The 21098-nt window shown below is 52.0% G+C and carries 19 protein-coding genes; 14 read left to right on the forward strand and 5 right to left on the reverse strand.

Going from position 1 to position 21098, the window contains the following annotated elements; all coding sequences use genetic code 11:
• Positions 1-61 precede the first annotated feature (61 nt).
• Entirely contained in the window at positions 62-994 is a 933-nt protein-coding gene (locus LJY18_RS16870) for a HEPN domain-containing protein (RefSeq protein ID WP_238042944.1), read from the reverse strand.
• A gap of 620 nt (positions 995-1614) precedes the next feature.
• Between LJY18_RS16870 and LJY18_RS16875 the strand changes: the two genes are divergently transcribed.
• Together LJY18_RS16875 and LJY18_RS16880 are read left to right on the forward strand one after the other, a co-directional pair.
• Positions 1615-2325, forward strand: a complete 711-nt coding sequence (locus tag LJY18_RS16875; protein ID WP_442964498.1) for a Crp/Fnr family transcriptional regulator — start codon at positions 1615-1617, stop codon at positions 2323-2325.
• A gap of 343 nt (positions 2326-2668) precedes the next feature.
• Positions 2669-3163 carry a hypothetical protein gene (locus LJY18_RS16880; RefSeq protein WP_238042945.1) on the forward strand — a complete coding sequence of 165 codons (495 nt, stop codon included), beginning with the start codon at positions 2669-2671 and terminating at the stop codon, positions 3161-3163.
• 144 nt (positions 3164-3307) lie between these two features.
• Here the strand turns inward: LJY18_RS16880 and LJY18_RS16885 are convergent, their stop codons facing one another.
• Complete coding sequence (locus LJY18_RS16885; protein WP_330872773.1) at positions 3308-3511, reverse strand: helix-turn-helix transcriptional regulator; 204 nt, start codon at positions 3509-3511, stop codon at positions 3308-3310.
• Positions 3512-3673: 162 nt separating this feature from the next.
• On the opposite strand from LJY18_RS16885, the gene LJY18_RS16890 reads away from it, so the two are divergent.
• From LJY18_RS16890 to LJY18_RS16905, 4 genes are all read left to right on the forward strand, one after another.
• Positions 3674-4963, forward strand: coding sequence for an SIR2 family anti-phage-associated protein (locus LJY18_RS16890; RefSeq protein ID WP_238042946.1), 1290 nt, complete (start codon positions 3674-3676; stop codon positions 4961-4963).
• Entirely contained in the window at positions 4960-6846 is a 1887-nt protein-coding gene (gene herA, locus LJY18_RS16895; protein WP_238042947.1) for an anti-phage-associated helicase HerA, read from the forward strand. The genes LJY18_RS16890 and herA overlap by 4 nt, the downstream gene beginning before the upstream one ends.
• 135 nt (positions 6847-6981) lie before the next feature.
• Positions 6982-7215 (forward strand): IS66 family insertion sequence element accessory protein TnpB, encoded by a 234-nt coding sequence (gene tnpB / locus LJY18_RS16900; RefSeq protein ID WP_238042948.1) that lies wholly within the window; start codon positions 6982-6984, stop codon positions 7213-7215.
• A gap of 44 nt (positions 7216-7259) precedes the next feature.
• Positions 7260-7625: a histone-like nucleoid-structuring protein, MvaT/MvaU family gene (locus tag LJY18_RS16905; RefSeq protein WP_131670720.1), complete on the forward strand. Its 366-nt coding sequence runs from the start codon at positions 7260-7262 to the stop codon at positions 7623-7625.
• A 343-nt stretch (positions 7626-7968) separates the two neighbouring features.
• Here the strand turns inward: LJY18_RS16905 and LJY18_RS16910 are convergent, their stop codons facing one another.
• The 3 genes from LJY18_RS16910 to LJY18_RS16920 form a co-directional block, all read right to left on the reverse strand.
• On the reverse strand, positions 7969-9399 hold the full coding sequence (locus LJY18_RS16910) for an IS1182 family transposase (protein ID WP_238042949.1): 1431 nt from the start codon (positions 9397-9399) through the stop codon (positions 7969-7971).
• 152 nt (positions 9400-9551) lie between these two features.
• On the reverse strand, positions 9552-9968 hold the full coding sequence (locus LJY18_RS16915; protein ID WP_238042950.1) for a hypothetical protein: 417 nt from the start codon (positions 9966-9968) through the stop codon (positions 9552-9554).
• 277 nt (positions 9969-10245) lie between these two features.
• Positions 10246-11130 carry a hypothetical protein gene (locus LJY18_RS16920; protein WP_238042951.1) on the reverse strand — a complete coding sequence of 295 codons (885 nt, stop codon included), beginning with the start codon at positions 11128-11130 and terminating at the stop codon, positions 10246-10248.
• 249 nt (positions 11131-11379) lie between these two features.
• Here LJY18_RS16920 and LJY18_RS16925 point away from each other — a divergent pair, with 249 nt between their 5' ends.
• The 8 genes from LJY18_RS16925 to LJY18_RS16960 all read left to right on the forward strand — a co-directional run bounded on the left by LJY18_RS16925 (position 11380) and on the right by LJY18_RS16960 (position 20211).
• Complete coding sequence (locus LJY18_RS16925; protein ID WP_238042952.1) at positions 11380-11976, forward strand: hypothetical protein; 597 nt, start codon at positions 11380-11382, stop codon at positions 11974-11976.
• Entirely contained in the window at positions 11973-12647 is a 675-nt protein-coding gene (locus tag LJY18_RS16930; protein WP_238042953.1) for a TnsA endonuclease N-terminal domain-containing protein, read from the forward strand. The genes LJY18_RS16925 and LJY18_RS16930 overlap by 4 nt, the downstream gene beginning before the upstream one ends.
• A 296-nt stretch (positions 12648-12943) precedes the next feature.
• Positions 12944-14674 (forward strand): hypothetical protein, encoded by a 1731-nt coding sequence (locus LJY18_RS16935; RefSeq protein ID WP_238042954.1) that lies wholly within the window; start codon positions 12944-12946, stop codon positions 14672-14674.
• Complete coding sequence (locus tag LJY18_RS16940; RefSeq protein WP_238042955.1) at positions 14667-15623, forward strand: TniB family NTP-binding protein; 957 nt, start codon at positions 14667-14669, stop codon at positions 15621-15623. Before LJY18_RS16935 ends, LJY18_RS16940 begins: the two co-directional genes overlap by 8 nt.
• A gap of 265 nt (positions 15624-15888) precedes the next feature.
• Entirely contained in the window at positions 15889-17919 is a 2031-nt protein-coding gene (locus LJY18_RS16945) for a hypothetical protein (RefSeq protein WP_238042956.1), read from the forward strand.
• Positions 17920-18628: 709 nt separating this feature from the next.
• A complete protein-coding gene (locus LJY18_RS16950) occupies positions 18629-18802 on the forward strand; it encodes a hypothetical protein (protein WP_238042957.1) in 174 nt (57 codons plus the stop codon).
• Positions 18765-19694: a hypothetical protein gene (locus tag LJY18_RS16955; RefSeq protein WP_238042958.1), complete on the forward strand. Its 930-nt coding sequence runs from the start codon at positions 18765-18767 to the stop codon at positions 19692-19694. The genes LJY18_RS16950 and LJY18_RS16955 overlap by 38 nt, the downstream gene beginning before the upstream one ends.
• Before the next feature lies 1 nt (position 19695).
• Complete coding sequence (locus tag LJY18_RS16960; protein ID WP_238042959.1) at positions 19696-20211, forward strand: hypothetical protein; 516 nt, start codon at positions 19696-19698, stop codon at positions 20209-20211.
• Positions 20212-21098 lie beyond the last annotated feature (887 nt).

Consider the following 21098-nt stretch of genomic DNA (forward strand, 5'->3'; position numbering starts at 1 on the left):
TCGGTCGAGAACAGCCCGTTGCTAACGGTGCTGTTGGCCGATAGTTGCCGTGGGCAATGTCTCAACTCAGGAGCCGCTCTTCGTACTCGTCAGTAGTGGGCAGTTTTCCGGCTTCTGTCATGTGGCACATCAAACGGGACAGAAGTCCCCGCACCTCAATTATGTGGTCAGTTAGGCGATCATCCGAGGTAGCCCCTCCATGCACAGCCTTTGATCGGTAGTCGTAGAGCTTCTTGATCCTACGATAGAGAGCCAGGCGATCTGGGCCACGCTCCTCGAGGTATGCAGCCGCCAGAAGTGCAAGACGAAAACGAAGCTCCGAGTTGACGCCAAAGAGAGCCTCAAAGCCCGCCCAGAGAGCTGCAGCTGCCATTCTCAAATTCGCGTGTTGGTGGTGAGTCGTCAGGGAGTCTGTAGCGAGCCGGAATGCAGGTTGCTCCAGCAGTTTTATCCAATGCTCAAGGTTCGCTTGCACCCAGTCGAGAGTCTCTATGGATATCTCAACTTTGTGGCTCAGCTGCCGGGCCGCAGGCACGTCCTCAAGTAGTTGAACCTCGCAGGAATCAGCTTGAACAGCGGGTAGGACGTCCCATGAAGCGCTTGCTACTGCGGGAACCAGTATTTCGGTGAGCGTACGACATCGAAGCGCAGATATGATCCACCAGCCGATATTCAGGTTCGACTGTATGAACTTAGGCTCGCTGCATCGCAGTGCAAGCTCATGAGTCACTGCGGGCATATGACGAGCGACTGCGCTTAGGAGAGACTTGTTTCTCAGCGCTGCGGCTAACTCTATCTCTCCTGGAGGATGACGGACTTCCCGCAATTCCCCAACTCCCGGGAAGGCGTAAGGCCCGTCTCGAAAGGTCAAGCCTGACAAAGCGAAACAGAGTTCCCCCTGGTCGGATAAGTCAGACATTCGAGCAGCAGCGTATTCCTTGCGAGACTTGAAGTGGTGAAGCAAGTCCGAAAATTTCTCATTGTCGTAATTCATGCGCTCCTCGCCCCTACGTCTCCTGCATCGAGTGCACCATGCTACACAACAGTTGGGTTTACGAGGCGCATCTGTTTAAGGCATCTGGCTGGACGTCCACTTCTGACCGACTCCAGCCCGATGCTACTGGCGACTCCCGGCCAAATGGAGTCGTCGGGCTAGCCTATTCGAAGCTACCAGTACGCTCGCGCTCTTCTTCGTCCTCGCGAAGCTCTTCCGCTGCGATTCCTCATCAAGCCCTGGATCGTAAACAGCTAGTTTGTGGGCGCTTCTGGCCGATCTCGGCCGCCCACGACAGGCAGCCATTGGCCGATTCTGTTGAAAACAGTCAGCCGTGGTAATTGGCGATACTCACATCTGTATCGGCTGCTGCCAGTAATCGGGCGAGTGCGGTGGCCACCGCCTTCGAGCGCTGACGGCAGAACAGAACGAAGCCTTGCCACTAAGGCCTGTGGATAATCTATCGTCTCTGCCGTTTCTTCAGGCAGACCTCCGAAATGACTGCTTGCTTGTTGGGCCGCACCTTTTTGGATCGTTCGCAAACCTTATGTGCAGTACCGAACAGAGCTTCATTTCTGTCGCTATTACAGTGTTCTCAACTTCCGTTAGAGATGTTGAGCATGCTTCGGCAGAACCGCCTTTTGATAGCCCTTTCAGAGGCCGCTAAAAAGCGCCTTTTCCGTCATATGGAATGGGTGGCATTACCGCAGGGCGAAATTCTCTACGAGTCCTGCGAGACAATAAGTCATGTCTATTTTCCCGTTGACTCAATCATTTCGCTCCTCCATGTATTGGGGAACGGTGATTCAGCTGAGGTATCGGTGGTTGGTAACGAGGGACTAGTCGGTATTTCGCTGTTCCTGGGCGTCGATAGCACAATCAGCCGTGCAGTCGTACAAAGTGCTGGTCGTGCCTACCGAATGCCTGGAAAACTACTCCAGGACGAGTTCAACCACCACAGTGAGCTGAATATACTGATACTGCGCTACATCCAGACACTGATTATCCAAATGTCGCAAACATCAGTTTGCAATCGGTATCACTCCATCCTCCAACAGCTATGCCGATGCTTACTGTTATCGCTGGATCGTTTGCCGGGCAATCAGTTGACGATGACCCAGAAGCTCATTTCCGACATGCTCGGGGTGCGTCGTGAGGGCATCACTGAAGCTGCCTGTATACTGCGGAGATTGGGCGTGATCGCATACCACCGTGGTCATATCACTGTGCTTAATCGTATTAAACTCGAACATCTGAGCTGTGAGTGCTATGCCATAGTCAGGCAGGAGACTGATCGACTACTGCCTCGGAAAGCGCCGTCTTTTAGCTGATTGAATAGCCTCGAGTTCTCTAAAGGCTTCCATGCCTAATTGTGAGTCCGCTTTTGGCCGGCAGATGCCCATTAGTTGAACGGTCGCTTTTGGCCGGGCCTGTCTCTCTGGTGAGCGACGACAGCGCCCCTAAGGGGATTCATGATTATGTATACAAAACCAGGGACGATTAATTCGGGCACTCGATGGCCACGATCTGGGTAGCAGCTACAGAGGTGTGTGCAACCGGAAGCCCCAGAGGTACTGCCTGCATGAAATTATGCCGGCCTTGGTCTAGAGTGATTTGCGGTATCCCAAACGGATAACTGGCTAGGACAGCCTACCTCTCGAAAGGAACTCGACCATGCCCATTCTTCGCTACCTCTCCATTTCCCTCGCGTCTGCCCTGGTGGCTTCTTATGCGGCCCTATGGCTGGCCAACCCGACCCCCCTGGAGCAGCACCATAGCTTGGTTCGCCCACCGTTGATTATTGAGCAGCAGGGTAATGATCTAATGCTGTGGGGCGGCTGGAGCACGGTGGCCGGTTACGAACCGCCTGGAGTGAATGCAGTTGAGATCCGCTGCAACCGCGATAGCGGCAGATGCCTGGAAGCCTATGCCTCGATCCTTCACCACGACGAAGGGGAAGACCTGGAAGCCCAGGTGTTCAACTACGAGGTGGTGGATTGGACGGAGCAGATGTTGCATGCCACCGGTGTGATGCCCCATGCAAACTGCGTGACGCGCAGCCTGGTGGTGGCGCTGCCGGCTGGCTCCGCCTCCCTGGAACTGCTGCCGAAGGGCGATGACTGCGAGTTCGATGCCAGCGCCGCCATGTTGGTCGGTGACCCGCTCTAGCCCGTCACCATGCATTGCCAGACCAGTAGTGGCAGAGATGCAACAGGCCACAACCGGCCAAAATCGGTCGGTCGTTCCTACAAATAAATGCGTCCCCCTTTTATCGTAACAGGGCAAAGATTCGTGCCGGTATTGGCATCATTGCTAACGAGCAGATGCACTGATTTTATCCGCAATCCAGGCGTGACCCCGCTCAGCAGGCCACGCCATGGAGTTTGTGCCGAGCTGAATAGCCGCAGGGAATTCGCCCGCCCGAATCAACCTGTAGACCTGTGATTTGCTTAGCCCCACTAGGGCGCAGACGCTGGGAAGGCGAAGCAGTGCTGGTGAAATAGATTGCATAGCCATCTAGTAGGGTCTCCTTGGAACCGGATTGGATGGCTACCCAACAGCAACGCAGAATGATGGCTATTTGGTAGCGTCGACCTATGTTCTCGATGACCAAGGCGGTAGGCTTGAGCGTGCTTTGACTCGAAGTGCCCAATGAATGGATATTCCCAGGGGGTCAGGATGCCTTTTGTCGCAATACGCGGAGCTTCACGTTTAACCGACGAACTTGAGCTTCAGGCTCACCTAGCGTCTCTGCTTCGCTTAGAAAATGTTGGGCTTCTTTTGGGGGCGGGGGCCTCTGTCGATGCGGGTGGCCATACGATGGCGGCGCTATGGCGGAACTTTGTAGGGCAGTGCGCCGATGAGGCTGCCTGGTTGCTTGCAAATGGCTTCTTGGATGCCCCTGAGGTGCGACCCGATGCGCCAGTAGTCCCAAACATTGAGCGCCTAATAGATCGTCTTGAAATTGCTTTATCGGAATGGGCTCGGGAAACAGCACGCATCAATGACGATGAATTGTTGGGGCTCACCCCCGATGAGCAAAAACAAGTGAACGCGCTTAATACACTGAAAAAAGTCCGTGCAGCTTTAGATGGGGTGGTTGTAGAGGCTGCCCTTTTGCAGGAGGTCTGGTGGACTTCTCCAAGTGGCGTAGAGTCAGATGAAGTTGGGCTCGCAAGTCAAAGAACGATCCTTCAGAAACTTGTTTCAGCCAGGCAGCCTGGCCAGTCGTCGCCGTGGGTGTTTACTACCAACTATGACCTCGCAATTGAATGGGCAGCGGAGTCAATCGATTTGCAGGTGTCGAATGGGTTTCTTGGTATACATAATCGCCGGTTTTCACCACAGAGCTTTGATCTGGGATTTAGGAACACGCAGGCACGCGGGGAGGCAAGGTTTGGTGTCTACAACATCTACCTGGCGAAGTTACATGGGTCTTTGACCTGGCGGGAGGAGCGGGGAGAGGTTTTCGAAATTCCCGCCTCGTTGGCGCACCAGCGGATTAAGGCTTTCCTAGCTGACCCAGAAGGCTCAGGGCTGGGGCTTATGGTGATGCCAAGGGCGGCCAAGTACATGGATACCGTTGGCTATGTTCTAGGAGAGCTATTCCGTAGATTTGCCGAATTCATGTCTAAGCCTCAGACATGTTTAATTCTCTGTGGGTATGGATTTGGTGATGAGCACATCAATCGGCTCATCCGATCCGCGCTGCTAAATCCAACGCTGCAGTTGGTCATCTACTCATCAGGCTTCAATGGTGACCCTGCAGCGGCTGAGTTGCCATCCGCACTTCGCAAACTGCTGTCGCTGAACAACCCAAGGGTAACCGTTGTTGGAGGGGGCGGAGCGCACGCTTACATTGACTCCCTAGCCCGGAATTTGCCTGACCCATTGCTCTACGATGATGAAATGCGTCGCTTAGCTGAAACGTTGAAACGCATGCAACAGAATGCAGGTGACGCGGAATGAGGAGCCGTCTTCCTGTCGGATACGTCGTAAAAATCGAAGGGTCTGATGTCACCCTCAACTTGCTGGACATGCATCGAGGGCAGTTGGCATCACATGCGCAGGGCGTATCAACCGTTACTGAGGTCGGTAGCCTGCTTGTACTCGATTCAGGCAGTCGGGCGCTCGTTATGAAAGTAGTTTCACTGAGCTTCGATGAGCCTAGAGAGGCGCATCGGCAGGGTGTCGGCTCCAGCACCCACCAGAGCGAACCTCTGCGGAATATTTCAGGAATAGTGGTTGGCAGGTTAACCAGAGAAGCCGGGAAGGCCCGCTTCATAAGCGACTCGATTGCTACACCGCCCCTGGGTGCGGAAGCTTTCCCGCTGACTACGGAGGAGCTGACTGCCATCCTTGGAAGCGACATCCAAGGCGGCGTACCGATCAAACTGGGCGATGACCTTCGCGGAGGCGGTAGTCTCCATGTCGATTTAGAAAGTCTTATTTCCAGGCATGTTGCTGTGCTGGGTAGCTCAGGGCAGGGAAAGAGCTGCTTTACTGCGGCAGTCCTGCAGCAAATCGTGCGCCTGCCTAGCGCGCGAGTAGTCATCTTTGACATCAACGGAGAATACGAGGATGCACTGAACCTCCCTGAACTCCCTGCGGGTGCAGTCAAGTGCACCACCATTGGTGGGCAGGGGCCGGACGCTTTCAAGATTCCCTACTATGCGCTTGGGCGGTACGGGCTCCATCGGTTGCTTATCCCTAGCGAGAAAACTCAAAGGCCGGCTTTGACCTTTGCTCTTGAGCACCTTCATGAAGTTAAGTGGTTTCCACAGCAAGGAGGTGCTGGTCTTGCGACCGACCCGGTGGCCTCCATGTTCGATGATTGTCGCCAGCATGGTGCAGATACAGCGGACGAGCGAATCAAACGCATGCGTAATGGCCAAGCGGTCAGTGCAATGCATTGGCCCAATATGGCTGCGCTTGCGGCACTTGTTGCAGAGAGCCATAGCTTGCAGCCCACCAAGCAAAATGGAGTAGAACGGAGCGCCTTCCACTATTCCAATGTGTCTCCGCTGGTTACTCGGATTCATAGGTTCGCAGAAGACCCGATGTTTCGGGACGCTGTGAATGTCGAAGGTGGGCCTGGTGTCGATAAGCAAGGCCTTAGTTGGACTAGGGAGTCAACTCACCTTGTCGAGCAAATATTTGGCGGACAGGAGGTGCCTTGGCGGGTCCACATAATTAACCTTCGGCACCTGTCCCATGACCTTGCTCCATTTATATTGGGGTCCCTGTTGGAGCTGTATGCGTACGAGCTTTTTCGACGCGGGCAAGACAATAAAATCCCTACTTTGTTGGTGTTGGAGGAAGCCCACCATTACTTGCGGCCCATAGGTTCCGGTGAGGAGGCAGGCGATAACTCACTGGCGTATGAGCGGCTTGCCAAGGAAGGTCGTAAGTTTGGACTCGCGCTGTGGCTCAGTACGCAAAGGCCTTCAGAGATTTCTCCGACGGTGCTTTCACAGTGTAATAACTGGGTGTCATTCCGGCTGACCTCTGAAAAGGACTTGGCTGCAATCCAGTCCGCAAGCGAATGGGCTGACCGGCGTGAAATTAGACGGATTGCCGGATTGCCCCGCCAGACTGCGATAGTTTTCGGCGGCAGCATCTCAATGCCAACACTCCTTCGAGCCCCTAATGCTTCTCCTAAGCCCCGTTCGGGCGATGCCGAGTTTGGCGCATGGGCCGAGGTTAGGGAGCCGGGGTGGGTGATTCCCGATGCCCCACAGCCGGGAGCGGAACAGCCCAATGTGGATCAGAATCAAGCAGCGCAGCCTGCAATGCCGTTACCAGGTCAGCCGGGGCATCTAGATGCATATGACGACGATATCCCCTTCTAGCCGAGGGCTGTGAGGTGTCTACGAAACCAGGGGCGATTCACCTCGACCAACGTAACCGCTCCATAAAGCACACATTCAAAAGGGCTGACTAAGGCCCGATGCTGAGCTCCCGATTCCCTCTGGAGCCTACCCCGCATGATGCGTCCCGACGCCAAGGTCGAAAAAGTCTACCTCTACCCCAAGCCCGTGGATTTTCGGAAGTCCATCGACGGCCTGGCCGCCCTGGTCGAGCTGGACATCAAAGTAGCCGTGTTCGACCCGGTACTGTTCGTCTTTCTCAACAAGTCGCGTAACCGGGTGAAGATTTTGTATTGGGAGCGCAACGGCTTCTGTTTGACGTGCTTACTCTATCCATTAAAATTAGTATGATAGGGTTGTTATTTTTACCCGCTTAAATTTATTTGGAGCATCAAATGTCCCGTCTTGCTGAGTTTCGTAAACTCGAACAACAACTTGCGTCCCAGCTTGCTGAGCTTGAAGCAATGAAGGGCGATGCAGGTCTCAAGAAAGAAATAGAATTTGAATCGAAGCTACGGGACTTGCTTGCCAAGTACGGCTTCAGCTTGAAAGACATCATCAACCTGCTTGATCCTCAAGCTGGTCGTCGCGCTCCAACCGTCGATTCCAAAGCCGGCAGCCGCAAACCACGCCAGGTAAAGGTTTATAAAAACCCTCACACTGGCGAAGTCGTAGAAACCAAAGGCGGCAATCAGAAAACGCTGAAGGAATGGAAAGCTGAGCATGGCTCCGCTACCGTCGAGTCCTGGCTGACCAAGTGATTTTTGTTTGAGTACAAAAGGGCCCTGCAAGGGCCTTTTTTTGAGCCGAAATTTTGGATGGTTGAATCGCCCCTGTATTCGTAGAAACTCGATGGCCGCTTTTGTCCGACCTCAGTCTGGCGCAGTGGGCAGATGTCGACCCAAAGCTGCCGGTGGCGACAGGCAGAAATCGGCCCAGACTGTGTAAAAACGCAGCAAGCGATGGCAATCAACTGCCGGGGGATTTTCTCAGTGTCCAGGAGGCTGTCGGGGGCCCAATCAAGCGCAATCGGTGATTCTGGTTACTATGCACTTTCGGCTTCGGCGTGCCTGCTGGAGGGCGGCAGAAGTCGTAAAACAGGCCTCAGGCCTTCATCGCGGCCATCAGGGCACCGCTGCCCAGCAGGTTCAACACGCGTTTGAGATTGTAGGCGAGCACGTGCAGGCTCATCTCAGTACTCACCCGGTCGAGCGTTCTGGTGAGGAAGTGGGTGGCGCCCATCCAGGATTTCAGCGTGCCGAACGGGTGCTCGACCGTTTGGCGGCGGATCCGCATCATCTCGGGCGCTTGATCCAGGCGACTCTGCATCGCCTCGAGCACGGCCTCATGCTCCCAGCGGCTCACCCGGCGCTGTGGGCTCGGCGTACAGTGCTCTTTCAACGCGCACCCTTGGCAGTGCGAACTCCAGTAGCGGTGCAACTTCAGCCCTTTCTCGACGCTTGAAAAACGCCAGATCAGGCTTTGCCCTGCCGGGCATCGGTACTCGTTCTTGGTTGCGTCATAGATGAAATCACCTTTTCCGAAGCGGCCAGCCGCTGTCGCGCCCGAGGTCAGCGTCTTAGGCACGAAAACAGTGATTCCAGCCTCATGGCACGCCAGGATTTCTTCGCCTTTGAAGTAGCCTCTGTCTGCGACCGCCGAGAGTTCCTCGACCCCCATGGCGTCTCGCGCCTGCTTGGCCATGGCGCTCAGCTGGTCTCGATCAACTCCGTTGTTCGTGACCTCGTGCGTCACGATCAGGTGGTGCTTCGCATCGACCGCCGCCTGCACGTTGTAGCCGACCATGCCGGTGCCCCGGGTCTTCATTGAGCGGGCATCGGGATCGGTTAGGGAGATCTGTTTATCCGGTGTTTCGTTGAGCTGAACCTCGATTTCCTTGAGCTCCTGCAGCTTAGTTTTCAAGGTCGCGATCTTGTCGTGGAGGCGTTCGGCTTTGACCTGCGCCACGGCAGGTTCCTGACGATCTGCGGTATCGAGTGCGGTCAGGTAGCGGTTGATGCTGGACTCGATCTCCTCCATTCGCCGCTGAAGCTTGGCGCTGGTGAAGTTGCGGTCGCGATTGTTGACCGCCTTGAACTTGCTGCCATCAATGGCTACGAGCGCTTCCGAGAACAGACCAAGCTGCTGGCACAGCACCACGAACTGCCGACAGACGCCGCGGATTGCCTTGCCGTTATCCTTGCGGAAGTTGGCGATGGTCTTGAAGTCCGGCATCAACCGTCCAGTCAGCCACATCAACTCAACGTTGCGCTGAGCCTCGCGTTCGAGACGGCGACTGGACTGGATGCGATTGAGATAGCCGTAGATGTAGATCTTCAGGAGGTCGGCAGGATGGTAGGCGGGCCGACCTGTTTCAGCCGGGACGACACCGTCGAAACCCAGCTGGCCAAGGTCGAGTTCATCGACGAAAACATCGACCACCCGCACCGGGTTGGTGTCCGCCACATAGTCATCCAGGCTCTCGGGAAGCAGCGTGCTTTGGCCTCGATGCTCTCCCTGGATAAAACGCTTCATCGGCGTCCCCACTAATTTCAAATCCATGAAATCACAGCAAAGTCGATGCCAACGTTTTTACACAGCCTGGGCCAAAAGCGGACACTGAACTCCTCCCGCAAAAGCTCCCAGCCCAACAGTTCGCTGTTCAAAAGGCGCTTGTGTGACCCGCGTCAGATGGCCTTAAAAGATCTAAAGTGCTTTTCGTGCGCCAGATAGAGATTGCCACGCGCACGGGAGCAGGCCACGTAGAGCTTATTGCGCGTCTGGGCAGGGAGAACCTCGAAACTACTCCCAAGATAGAGTTTCCAATTTCTGTCGCTCAACACAACGCACACATCCTGGAAGTGATCCATGCCTTTGCTCGCTCCCCAATTGAACGCATGGCATCCGTACTTGTAGCTCTCCTGGTAGAAGAGCTTCACCACCTCTGAGTCGGCATGGATGGCGTCGGCATGATCCTGAGTGATCACAGGAACAATCGCCGTTTCATCGTCATCCGTGCCCAGGAGCTGCGGAATCGCGCCCAGGAGTTGTAACACCAGGTCAACAGGTATCAGCAGCTGGAGGCCAGGCTCCAGGCTGCCCAAGCCGACGCGGCGACCTCCCAGTTGCAGTTGTCAGTGATGCGCGAGACAACCCGTCACTGCGTGCAAGATCGGCGGCAGGACCTGCGCAACATGGCTCGCCAGCTGGAACGACTTCTTCCGATCCAGCAGCGTGGCGATTGAAACACCGCCACCGCCACCGGATTCTGGCCATCAGCGCGCAACCCACGACATCGGCCCGGGCTCGATCGACTCGCTGAAGAAATTGCGGGCACTGCCGTCGCCGACCATGCGAGATATTTCAAGGTGCTGTAGACAACTATTCAACTTGGGGAAAACTGCAATGAAATCCATTTAAGGTAACTGGGTGATCGAGCCAGCGATTGCGCTTTCTTCGCCAAACTTGCTGGAGCACCGTCGGCATCGCTTCGGGCAAGCACACGGTCTCATCGTCCTCGTACAACAGGTCCAACACCGCACTACACTGCACTGGCGAGAGATTCCACCACAACAACGCCAATTGCTGATCATGCTTAGACAACCAGCCCGCCTGTCCACACCGCTCGATTAGCCCTAGGTTAAGTTTATGAATGTCTGGCCACGCAGCCCACGGAGTTACAGCGGGAGGACTGGCACGCATACCAAGAACTGATGGGTTCAACTGGCGGTAAACTTCGTTTGCTATAAACAGAAACGGTGACTGCACGCTAACCCAACCGAAGACTCGAACGAAGTTATTCGCGAGCCACTGTCGGTACATCATGAAGCGACGGTGGTGAGTACGCAGCAACACCAAGTGAACACAAAAGCATGGCCAATCCACGCGATCGAATAACAGCGCAGTCAATCTTCCCATAGCCCCGTCAAGCGGTTGATCTGCTACACGGATGGTATCGGCCAACTCGTCCCAATCCATTGCAGCAGACGACTCGGACATTAGCGCCCAGAACGGATTATCAAAGACTTGGCGTAGCGAAGGAAAACGGTTGGATAGGTCCTCGCGCACCCAGCTGGCAATCGTGGCCCCCTCGAATGCACGACGCCACTGCTTGCTCACGTCCGAACGCAGATTTGGGTGGCACTGAAGATACCAGGCTGCCATCGAATCAGGCTTGTGAGGGCGCCCGGCCATATCTGCGGCGGCGTGAACAAATGCCTGGCCACGCAGTCCCCGGGTAGTCTGGTCAAGATGAGGAAATCGCATGGATGATCCTCACAGTTTTAAGGCCCGTTCAGCCTGCGCGGATATCCGTCCTCAACAGCTTGTTCTACAACATTGAAGATAGAGCCTTGCGCGGAAAATTCGTCAATTATATTAAACACCAATTTCGGTCAGAGTCAATCCAGCAGGATAGGCGCATACTTAAACCTCAAGAATGTAGTTTTATTACAAAGAGCGATTGGAAATATCGAGCCATTTCTATAGATACCTTTAGCCTAACGAGAGGTCGCAATGAGAAAGCATTCCGCCGTTAGAGTAACGGGCGACAGCATACCCTCCGTGCTTATAGGTTTTGACGTAACCAAACTGGATGTACTTGTGCAGGATGGATGTCACTCCCCCGTGGGCTTGCGTGCTGGCCGGCCCTTTTTAAGCATGATGGCATTCAAATATTCAAATCAAATTTGGTGTTATGCGATCACTATGAAATACCCGACCGCTAGCCATCCCCTCACGAGCTTGGTTTTTCCCAAACAATCCGCTTCCACGCTTCGCGGATGTAACTTGGTCATTCATGCTGATCGCGCGCTGTTCAGCCCGGAACTTATTGAAAAACACTTTAGTACGGCGGTCTTCGCAATCACTCCTCAGCATTCTATGCCGTGGTGCTTCCTCGAACACCCCCTCACAAAGCTGACACAGGCCCTACGTAGGGCAGTGCCACACTCTGCACGTTGGGGGAGCGCTGAAACTCCGAAATCAACAAAACTTGAAGATTTGAAACAATTCATTAACGATTTCATTGGGACGTCAAATATTGTTAGTAAGGAAAATCCTCATTCGGTATCAACATTCCAGATGCCAAACGATCAAGGTGAGCAAAAATGACCACTCTCATCACCGGCGGTGTGGTTGAACAACTTACCGAAGTAGCCACTGCTGTCGAGGCTGTGCATCCTCGCCACGGACGGATGGGCAGCCGAGTCACAAAATTCTCTTCGCGGAAGAACCGTTCAGTCGTCGTCTGTGACTCCTTGCTCGAGGCAGCCTTTTGCTTGGAACTCGAACGCCGCAACGATGTTGTTCACTATGAAGCCCACCCCTACACCCTGAAATTTATTAGAACTAACTACCGCTACACGCCTGATTTTCTGGTCTGCTTTGCTAACGGGTCACAGCGTCTGGTTGAAGTCAAGAATGACGAAAGCTTTGAAGACAAGGCCACTAGCGCCCGGATTACACGCTATGCTGAACTGCTGGCCACGCGAGGTTGCATGCTGGAATACCTTGCAGCGTCGCATTTTTATCAAAAAATCCGCACTGCCAACCTTGCTTTTCTATATCACCAGTCTTTTCCAAGCAACGGCGAAAGCACTGCGAAACTTTGCGCCCTACTGGCATCACGTCAACAACCTACGAGCATTGGTGATTTGCTGAATCTGGGGTTTCTGCCCGGCAACATCGCGCATGCCGTATTTTACGGCGCACTCGACATTGACCTTTCCAACGCAATCACCTGCTCCACCAGAGTGCGGAACAAACGGCAACGCCCACCCTGAAAGCGGGCGTTGAAGTAGCAACTTTCCCGAACCGAGAGTACATCTTGCTTTTGTGTACTCAAGACCAACACGTGGTTCGCTCACGTCATACCTGATCAAGCAGGCTTGCGAAAACGATGGGTACTTCTCAGACCTTTACAATACTCGTAGGCGAGCACTGGAGGCTCCGCACTGAAACTTATCAGGTCACCGCGGTGGAGCCTGAGAGGGCTCAATTGCGTAGCCTTAGTCGACCCAATCATATTTTAATTCATCACATTGACCAACTCTACCAAGCCTACCGCAGAGGGAACTTGGTGAAAGTTCAAGAGGCACCTTTTATAGACGGTTCGAAGCGCATCATCAGTGCGCTGGACGATTCGGCAAAAAATGAACTGAATAGGCGACTCTTCTATGTTCGGGCTGGCGAAACTGAGCTTGGCGGCCAACTTCCTCGCCAATTGACTGAGGCTTTGATAGCACGAGTGAAAGTTGAAATTTCTGACCCTTCGCCTCCTTGTTATACAACCTTATATGAATGGACCAGATCCTACCGCCTAGCGGGGGGCAACCCGATCGCGCTGATCCCGACGAGACGCCGAACTCGCCAGCTTCGCGTAACCCGCCAACTTCCCGTAATCCAAGAGTTAATCGATTACTGGATCCAAGAGTTGTACTTTCAAGATACGCCGATTACCGCAACAGAACTGATTGATGTCATCATTTCCAGTGTCGAGGACTTGAACGAACGCCGTGCGATCACGGACCAACTGCACGTTCCCAGCAAAACGACACTCTGGAGGATCATTCAGGAAATTGATCCCTACGAAAAAGATCTTCACCAGAAGGGCAAACGCCTTGCGCTGAAAAATCAACACTGGAGCCAGAAGACCAGTTCGCCCTTTCGCCTACTTGAGCGCATTGAGGGAGACACACAAGAAATGGACGTCTTTGTCCGAGGCGCCGGCGGTGACATATTAGGTCGACCATTCCTGAGCCTCTTTCTTGACAGCAAGTCCCGGTGCGTCAACGCATACGACATTTCATTGAACCCTCCCTGCATAGAGAAAACCTTGCGTGCGTTGAAAAACGGACTGATATCAGGGAACCCATACGCTGGACTAGGGCAATATTACGTACTTGATAACGGCAATGAGTTCGCGGGCAAGAAGCTGTCCGAAGTGATGGATCTCTTGGGTGCACACATAATTTTCTGCGAACCCTACAGCCCTAATCAAAAGCCACATGTCGAACGCTGGTTTAAAACGCTCAACACGCAATTTTCCCACCATTTGAGCGGGACCACCTTCTCCAATCCTGATGATCGAGGGGACTACAACCCAGCAGAACATACAATTTATACACTTGAGGAACTCATACTTCGATTTGAAGAGTTCCTTCAGGTCTATCACAACAATTTCCACAGGTCGCTCAACGACTCTCCGCATAATACCTGGATCAACAATCTGGACCGGTTTTCACCGCCCAGACTCTTTGACGCCAGCGACGTGCGTCGGCTGATGTTGAGTAAACGATATGCAGCCACCACAGGCGACACCATCGGATTCGAAAAACTACGGTGGACCGCACCCGGCATACGTCGTCTCGCTCAACGCTCTGTAAAACGGGTGAAGCTGTGCATCTTCTACGACATCAGCGATCTTGGCAGCATAACGATGTGCCACCCCTGTTGGCCCGACGAGCTCATCACCGCTAAAGCAGTGGATATGGATTATCAGTCCAACCTCACGCTCGAAATGCATCATTTGATCCAGCAAGAACTCAGACAGAACGCGGCAAAATTCGATTTCCAAGCCGCACGCCGGGCGCGCGTCCAGCTCATCCTGAAGTTGCATGCCGACAAGAGTAAGCGGGGACGTAAACGCCGAGCCCGGCTGGAGGAAAATCGGTCCACCTACCTGCCTTCACCATCCAAAAGCCCAGAGGCCAAGCCGCCCACCACGTCGCCGACGACCTATCCAGAGGTGACGCTGGTCGACTCAAGTCCCCCCGAGTTCGCAACCACGGTACAGGTGCACCATGACTAACTCGAATACCACCGTTTTGAATGAGTTTTCGACTCAGATAGTGCTGTTTCCAGCATTCCACCATGCTTACACCATGCTGCAAAAAAGTGTTGAAACCACACAGCAACGCGGGGTACCAAATTCGGCTATGGTGATCGGACCATCTGGCTCGGGAAAATCGACGTTATGCGAAATCTTCAGAGACTCTTTCGGACCTACTCACGAAGAGACTTATCCCGACGGCGTTTATACCATCCGACCTGCCTTCTATTGCAGCACGCCATCGCCTGTCACCGTTAAATCATTTGCCAAGACAGTCGTTCAAAAACTCGCTCCGATAGGAAAACCAGCTGACCTTCGAGGCGATACGGTAGAGTTGACGTTTCGCATGTTGGAGCTCTTCAAAACGTGTCGCATCCGAGTATGTGAATTTGATGAATTTCATTATTTGGTCAAGCCTGAAGCTGTAAAAGCCAAAGAAATTGTAGTTGATTGGCTCATCACCCTGATCAATGAGAGCCATCGCTCTTTTGTTTTAGCAGGTACCAACAATTGCTTAGAGCTGTTAGATGAACGCCCTGCCCTGGCCCGTCGCTTTCCGTATGTAATCGAATTGAAATACCTTTCGTACAGCGAGGACAAAGCGTCAGACTATATGATTCTGCTCTCGAAGCTTGATGAGCACATCCAGGCCATTGCCAATATATCTGGCGGATCCAAATTGACAGATCCTGACATTGCTGCGCGCCTGTATGTCGCCACGTCGGGAAATCTGGAATATATTCGGATGGTAATTCACGGAGCCTTGCAAAATGCGCTCCCTCACCGAAGCACGGGTCTTAATTTGGCCGATTTCAAGAGAGCCGCAGCGTTGCTTGACCTGAAGCTCCGTCAATTTGAGTGCCCCTTCGACGAGCCGCTGAGCAATTGCTACCATAAAATATATGACCACAACCATGAAGACACTTAACTTTATTCCAATCCCCTTGCCACATGAAAGTCCAACAAGCGTAATCAAACGGCTCTGCCGTCGCAATGGCTATTCAAATGTGAGCAAGTTCATAGCATTCCACTTCGTGCCGGGACTACTCCCTATTTCCTCTTTGCTTCAAGGTAGCCGATTCGAACGGTTCATTGCATCAAACCTGGAGGAACCCCTGCAGGACCAAGTACGGTGCAGTTTCTACAGCACAGGCGAACAATCCTGGGGGCCGATCAGCATCGGAAAACTCCGCATGAGCCGTCGTCTCTTGCGTAGAGTCGACGCCGCATTGTGTACGGAGTGTGCAAGTGATGGATGGGAACACTCCTTGAAAGACATCTATCTCACCTCACACTGCCCCATTCACAACAGGCATTATTTGTCCACCTGTCCTAAATGCCAAAAGCACCTGACCTGGCTCAACCAGTTGTCAAGCCATTGCGACTGCGGCGCACCACTTAAATCGCCCGCATGTTCTTGGGAAGAGGCGCTGCCGGAGCGGCGATTGATGGAAATATTAGAAGCCGAAGACCAACTTCGCTTCGACCGAGTCATTTCAATTCTCCGCCATTTAGACACGGATCTCAAAGAAATCAGCACTACTCCTATCCACGAGAAATTTGCCGCAGCAATAGCGCTTGTATTTGACGACGTTGAGCGAGCGGCCTTGTCTCTTTCTCATCTCTACAACATAACGGATCCGTTAGAAATTGAAGTACTGCTGAGAAAATTACAACCGGTCATCCCGCTATCCATAGCGGCACAATTACGCTGTCATTTCGACAAGTTCCCTGCTCGCACGCTCTCCACTCCCTCATCCATCCGAATCCCCTCGAGCCTGATGCCGAACCTTCTTCACATCGGCCAAGAGGAATGGAGTATGCTTAGGAAAGATAAACGTTTTAGAAAGCTGTTCCCAACTCATACTGGCGGTCAACCTTACACGACTGAAGAATTGTCACAAATTGCTGAGGTAATAAAAGCGTCCAACCGACCAATCGGTAGAAGGCAGAGTGTAGAAATGGCGATCCGTGAGGGTGTTTACTATGAATATCAGGAAGCCTTCACGAAGCTCTCCGTCTGCAAACGGCACTTTGCCTATCTACTTAAACACAATGCCTTCGGCAAAAAACAGATCTTCAATTCAAAGACCTACCTTCTAAAATACGCCGTCGACGCATTTGTGGACACCCACATCCAGCTTCGGCAACTTAGCCGCCGCCTCGGAAAATCGACCGCCACTATCCATCTGGCACTCCGAAAGTTTTCCATTCAATACTCAATATTTTCAGAATGGTACGGCCCTCCTTTCTTCATCAGCCTCGAAGACGTACCAGCTATAGAGGCGACCATACGAGATCTGCCTTCCTTGAAATACTCCTTGGGAAAATTTCAATCTCGAAAAATTTGCCCGTCTAGTTCAACACCGACAATATCTCTCTCCAAGGCCGCATCATTTCTGCACGTGCACCTACGAACAGTTATCTACTACCGAGACTTGGGATTGCTCGCTCACCATAAAGACGATTTAAATTTAATTGCCCATGAGGATATACTGAAATTTCATCAGCGCTTTGCTACTCCCACAGATCTCGGGAAAGAACTCAATTTAAGTTCCAAGATGGTAACGCGCGTTCTGCAAAACCTCGGCATATCCCCAATAGCAGGACCGGCCGTCACTGGCACAGGAAGTCAGATCTTTGACCGCTCAAAACTTCCGTCGGACCTTGCGCATCATGTGAACCCCTATCATGATGACTTTGGAATATACTGGCTGCAAAAAAAAATTTTACCCGTGGAAGAGGTCGCAAAAAGCCTAGGGATTACCAAACATGATACAACGCAACTGATCCGCTTAGAGATCAAGCCCAAGCGTGCGCCATGCTATCAACACTACTGGGGAGTTTCGATTAAAGAGCTTTCCACGCTTGAGACCCTGTTAAAATCACTGACGCCGCTGTCAGATTTTTTATCGATCCGCGAGATGACACACGCATCCTTTGTGCGGCGCTTTGCCACACCCAAATACGTACAAATCGTTAGAATAGGCAATACTGAGTACCTTAACCCACCTGATTTACAAAAACTCAATCTGCTGCTAGCCGAGTATTGTAGCCTTGGAGAAGCGGACAAAATTCTTAACGCCCCAAAAAACGCATCAGGAAAATTGCTTTCAAAAAACAAAATCCGACCACATTTTCTACCAAACTATTACTATAAACAACCTCTTCTGCGAATTGATGACGTAAAGGAGATTGCCAAAAAACGACACAACCTGGTCTAGTTCAGTCGCATCATCCATCCATTTAATCGCAGATATAATAGAGAAGGCGTCCCTAGAAAAACCCAGGAGCTCCGCTAATAGTCAGGATGACTATTCTCCAACGATTTTTTTTGCCCCCCCGGGGCGGACTCTAACATCGTCAATCATACGTCACGATGCACTGAAACAAGAGCGAGGACAGTATAATATTCGATTTGTATATTTTCCGATTTTGCCCGCGCCTGTTGCGATGCTGCCTCACGACCTCACTATAAACGCAGCCTAATTCCGGCCAAATCGTACTCGGCAGCCAAGTGCCGAAAATGGCTCGTAGGCAAGCACGGCACTCATTTACGTAATCCCGGCCGGTGTGCAATTATGTATTCAGCACTCGTTCTTGATTACACGTTACTTCCGCAGTCGCCCAAGAATTATTCTCAATGCTAGACAAATTGAGTATCCTAAGCATGCGAAAACCCAGTTGTTTCGCTGGACATGAAGTCGACTCAAAAAAATTCAGATTTCCTGAAAATCCAGTTCAACATTTGTGAAACTCTAAACAAGGGAAGTGCCATGCATCAACCCTAGCGTTTCAGCAATTCATGAAAACCTTCGGGGTCTAAACCGTTAGGACAGATAAGAAGCGCTTTACCTGATTACGAATGTTCGGGGTAGCGAGAGAAACTAAAAGCCCCGCCTAGTGCGGGGCTTTCTTTTTTAAGGATCTAAAATGCTGATCAATGGATATATTAACTTCTTCAACATCAACAAATGCGGCCTTTATAAATACGTCACACCCAACCCTTTTGGCTGCACTGCGGCACAAGCCTTCTCCTTAATTCAGGATTGGAAAAGCACTGTAGATTTTGAAAAAATCCCTACCTTGGGATACAAAAAAGAATAAAGAGAAAATGTATTGCCATGAAATATTCCACGACGCCACCACAGGGGATTTTTTGGTAACACTCTGGAAAAGCGACGCAGACTCCACCGGAAAAACAATTGGGATAGTACCAGGAGAAACCGAGGTACTCTCACGCGAAGACAACCACAAAGGAAAACCTGTAATATGGGGAAAGCCATGCTATTACTGGATAATCCCATCACTTGAAGCAGTTGCCTCCATAAAATTTGATCATTCGCGTTGCGATACGTCTCCCTTTCAAGATTGGGTTACTCAAGTCATAAACAATCGAATCGACATACCCAACACTACCAAACGAATTACTGAACATAATTATGTTCAGATAATACAGAACGATGAGAGCGGCAATATAGACCATGCAGCTCCGAAGCTGCATTTCAGATTTGATGTAAGCATGATGAGTCTAGATACATCAGATTCCCGGCTTACAGAACTAGCAGCAAAAGTTACTCATCTAGTAAAAAGAGAACAAATCTCTCTATCTATCAAAGATGAAAGAGCTGAGTGGCTGAAGCTATTCGACCGCTTTGGCGTGCCATATGCCTCAGCAAAAGATAAAAAACAAATTCGCAACCTTGAAATTCGCGTTGAGGCGAAACCTACACCAGCCGAAATCCGCGAAATCATCGACGCCTATGCCAGAGAGAACAATAACGATGCTAGCACTTTCACCAATGTCGGCTTTCAAACTGAAAACGGAATATGCTGGGCGGACAAATACCGACTATCCGACAATATCTCGGTCGACGATGAAGGCAAACATATACTATCCGCGGCCCACCTCTTCATGCACCTAAACGGAAAACGCGACGGAATTCTTGCTCCGATCAAAAAAGAAGCAATCAAAGCCTTGCAAGCAGCCGAGGCTTAGAATGAAGAAAAATATAATCTTAGCAATACTACTTCCCATAGTTTTTGCCAGCCTATTCAAGGCAGGGACAAATTTTGACTACAGCACATACAAAGATATTACATCAACACTACTAGCCATCTCAGGCATGATATTCACCATCATGGGAATATGGATCGCATTCCTATACCCAAACGCACTACTAAAAATAACAAACAAAAACTTAAACCCAGCGGACTTCAGCGAGACCAGCGAAGACACAAAAAGATTAGAAGCAATTGTAGGGAGCATCATAAAATCCTCCCTCATAGCCACATCAATACTGATACTATACCTACTAAAAGCGATACTATCTGAAACACAAATTTATCAAGAACACATCCATATTATAAAAATATCAGCACTGACCGCCACAATATATTTGTGTTACTTCCAAATAGAAAGCGTCGTACAAGTTGTATATGCAAACATATCCTTCTTAAACGACATCCACAGCAAAAGAGCTTCAAGGATCGCTGACGACCAACTACACAAGTAGAAAAGGGAAAAAGAGCGAGTAGCCCGGACAACCGCAGCAACGGTGGATGAAAAAGCGTCATCCACCAGTAAAGAAAAGGGGACTAAGAAAAGGGGACAGATTTATTTTCTCCGCTGCACGCGTCTACTGGTTTCGCCCTTACGGCGAGTCACTTTCTCTTTGCTCGCGCAAAAGAGAAAGTAACCAAAGAGAAAGCGCGCCCGGCATCCGGGTTTCGCTGCGCTCAACTCCCCTCGCTCCGGTGCTGTTCCGAGGGTCGTCACGGTGGGCCATCCCTGGCCCATCGTTCCTCGTTTGGCATCCATGCCAAACGCCCCTCTCCACAGCACCTCCACTCGGCCTCCTGACGGGATCAGGGATCGCGTTGTCTGGACGATTTGTGAAGGACAGGGCGAACAGCAAAAGCATCGCGGCCGTGGGCCGCTCCTACAGGGCCGGCTGGTATCCGCAGATTTGGAGGATGGGTTGAGCGCAGCGATACCCATCAAAAAGCTGTGGCTCTGCTTTGGGTCATCGAACCGCAATGGCACAGACGACGCCAAACGCCCCATCAGGAGGCCGAGTGGAATCGTTGCGGAAGGAGTTGAGCGGCATGGATGCCGCGAGAGCCGCGATGGGCCAGGGATGGCCCTTCGCGGCGTGCCCCTGGAGCAATGATGGAACGAGGGAAGTCGAGCGCAGCGAGACCCGAATGCCAGGGGCAAGACTTTTTGGTTACTTTTGGGGCGACTGCCAAAAGTAACCCGCCGTAAGGGCGGAACCGTTAGATATGTCGATACAGAAGCGGCGGATACATGCCGGCGACCGGCGTTTTGCAAAGTAGTTGGCGCGTCAGCCGTGTTTTTAAGCTGCTATTTTCCCTGCCGGCTGCTCCCTTTCCGGGTTGA

The sequence above is a fragment of the Pseudomonas sp. MMS21 TM103 genome (assembly GCF_022132145.1).
In the GTDB taxonomy this organism is placed as follows: domain Bacteria; phylum Pseudomonadota; class Gammaproteobacteria; order Pseudomonadales; family Pseudomonadaceae; genus Aquipseudomonas.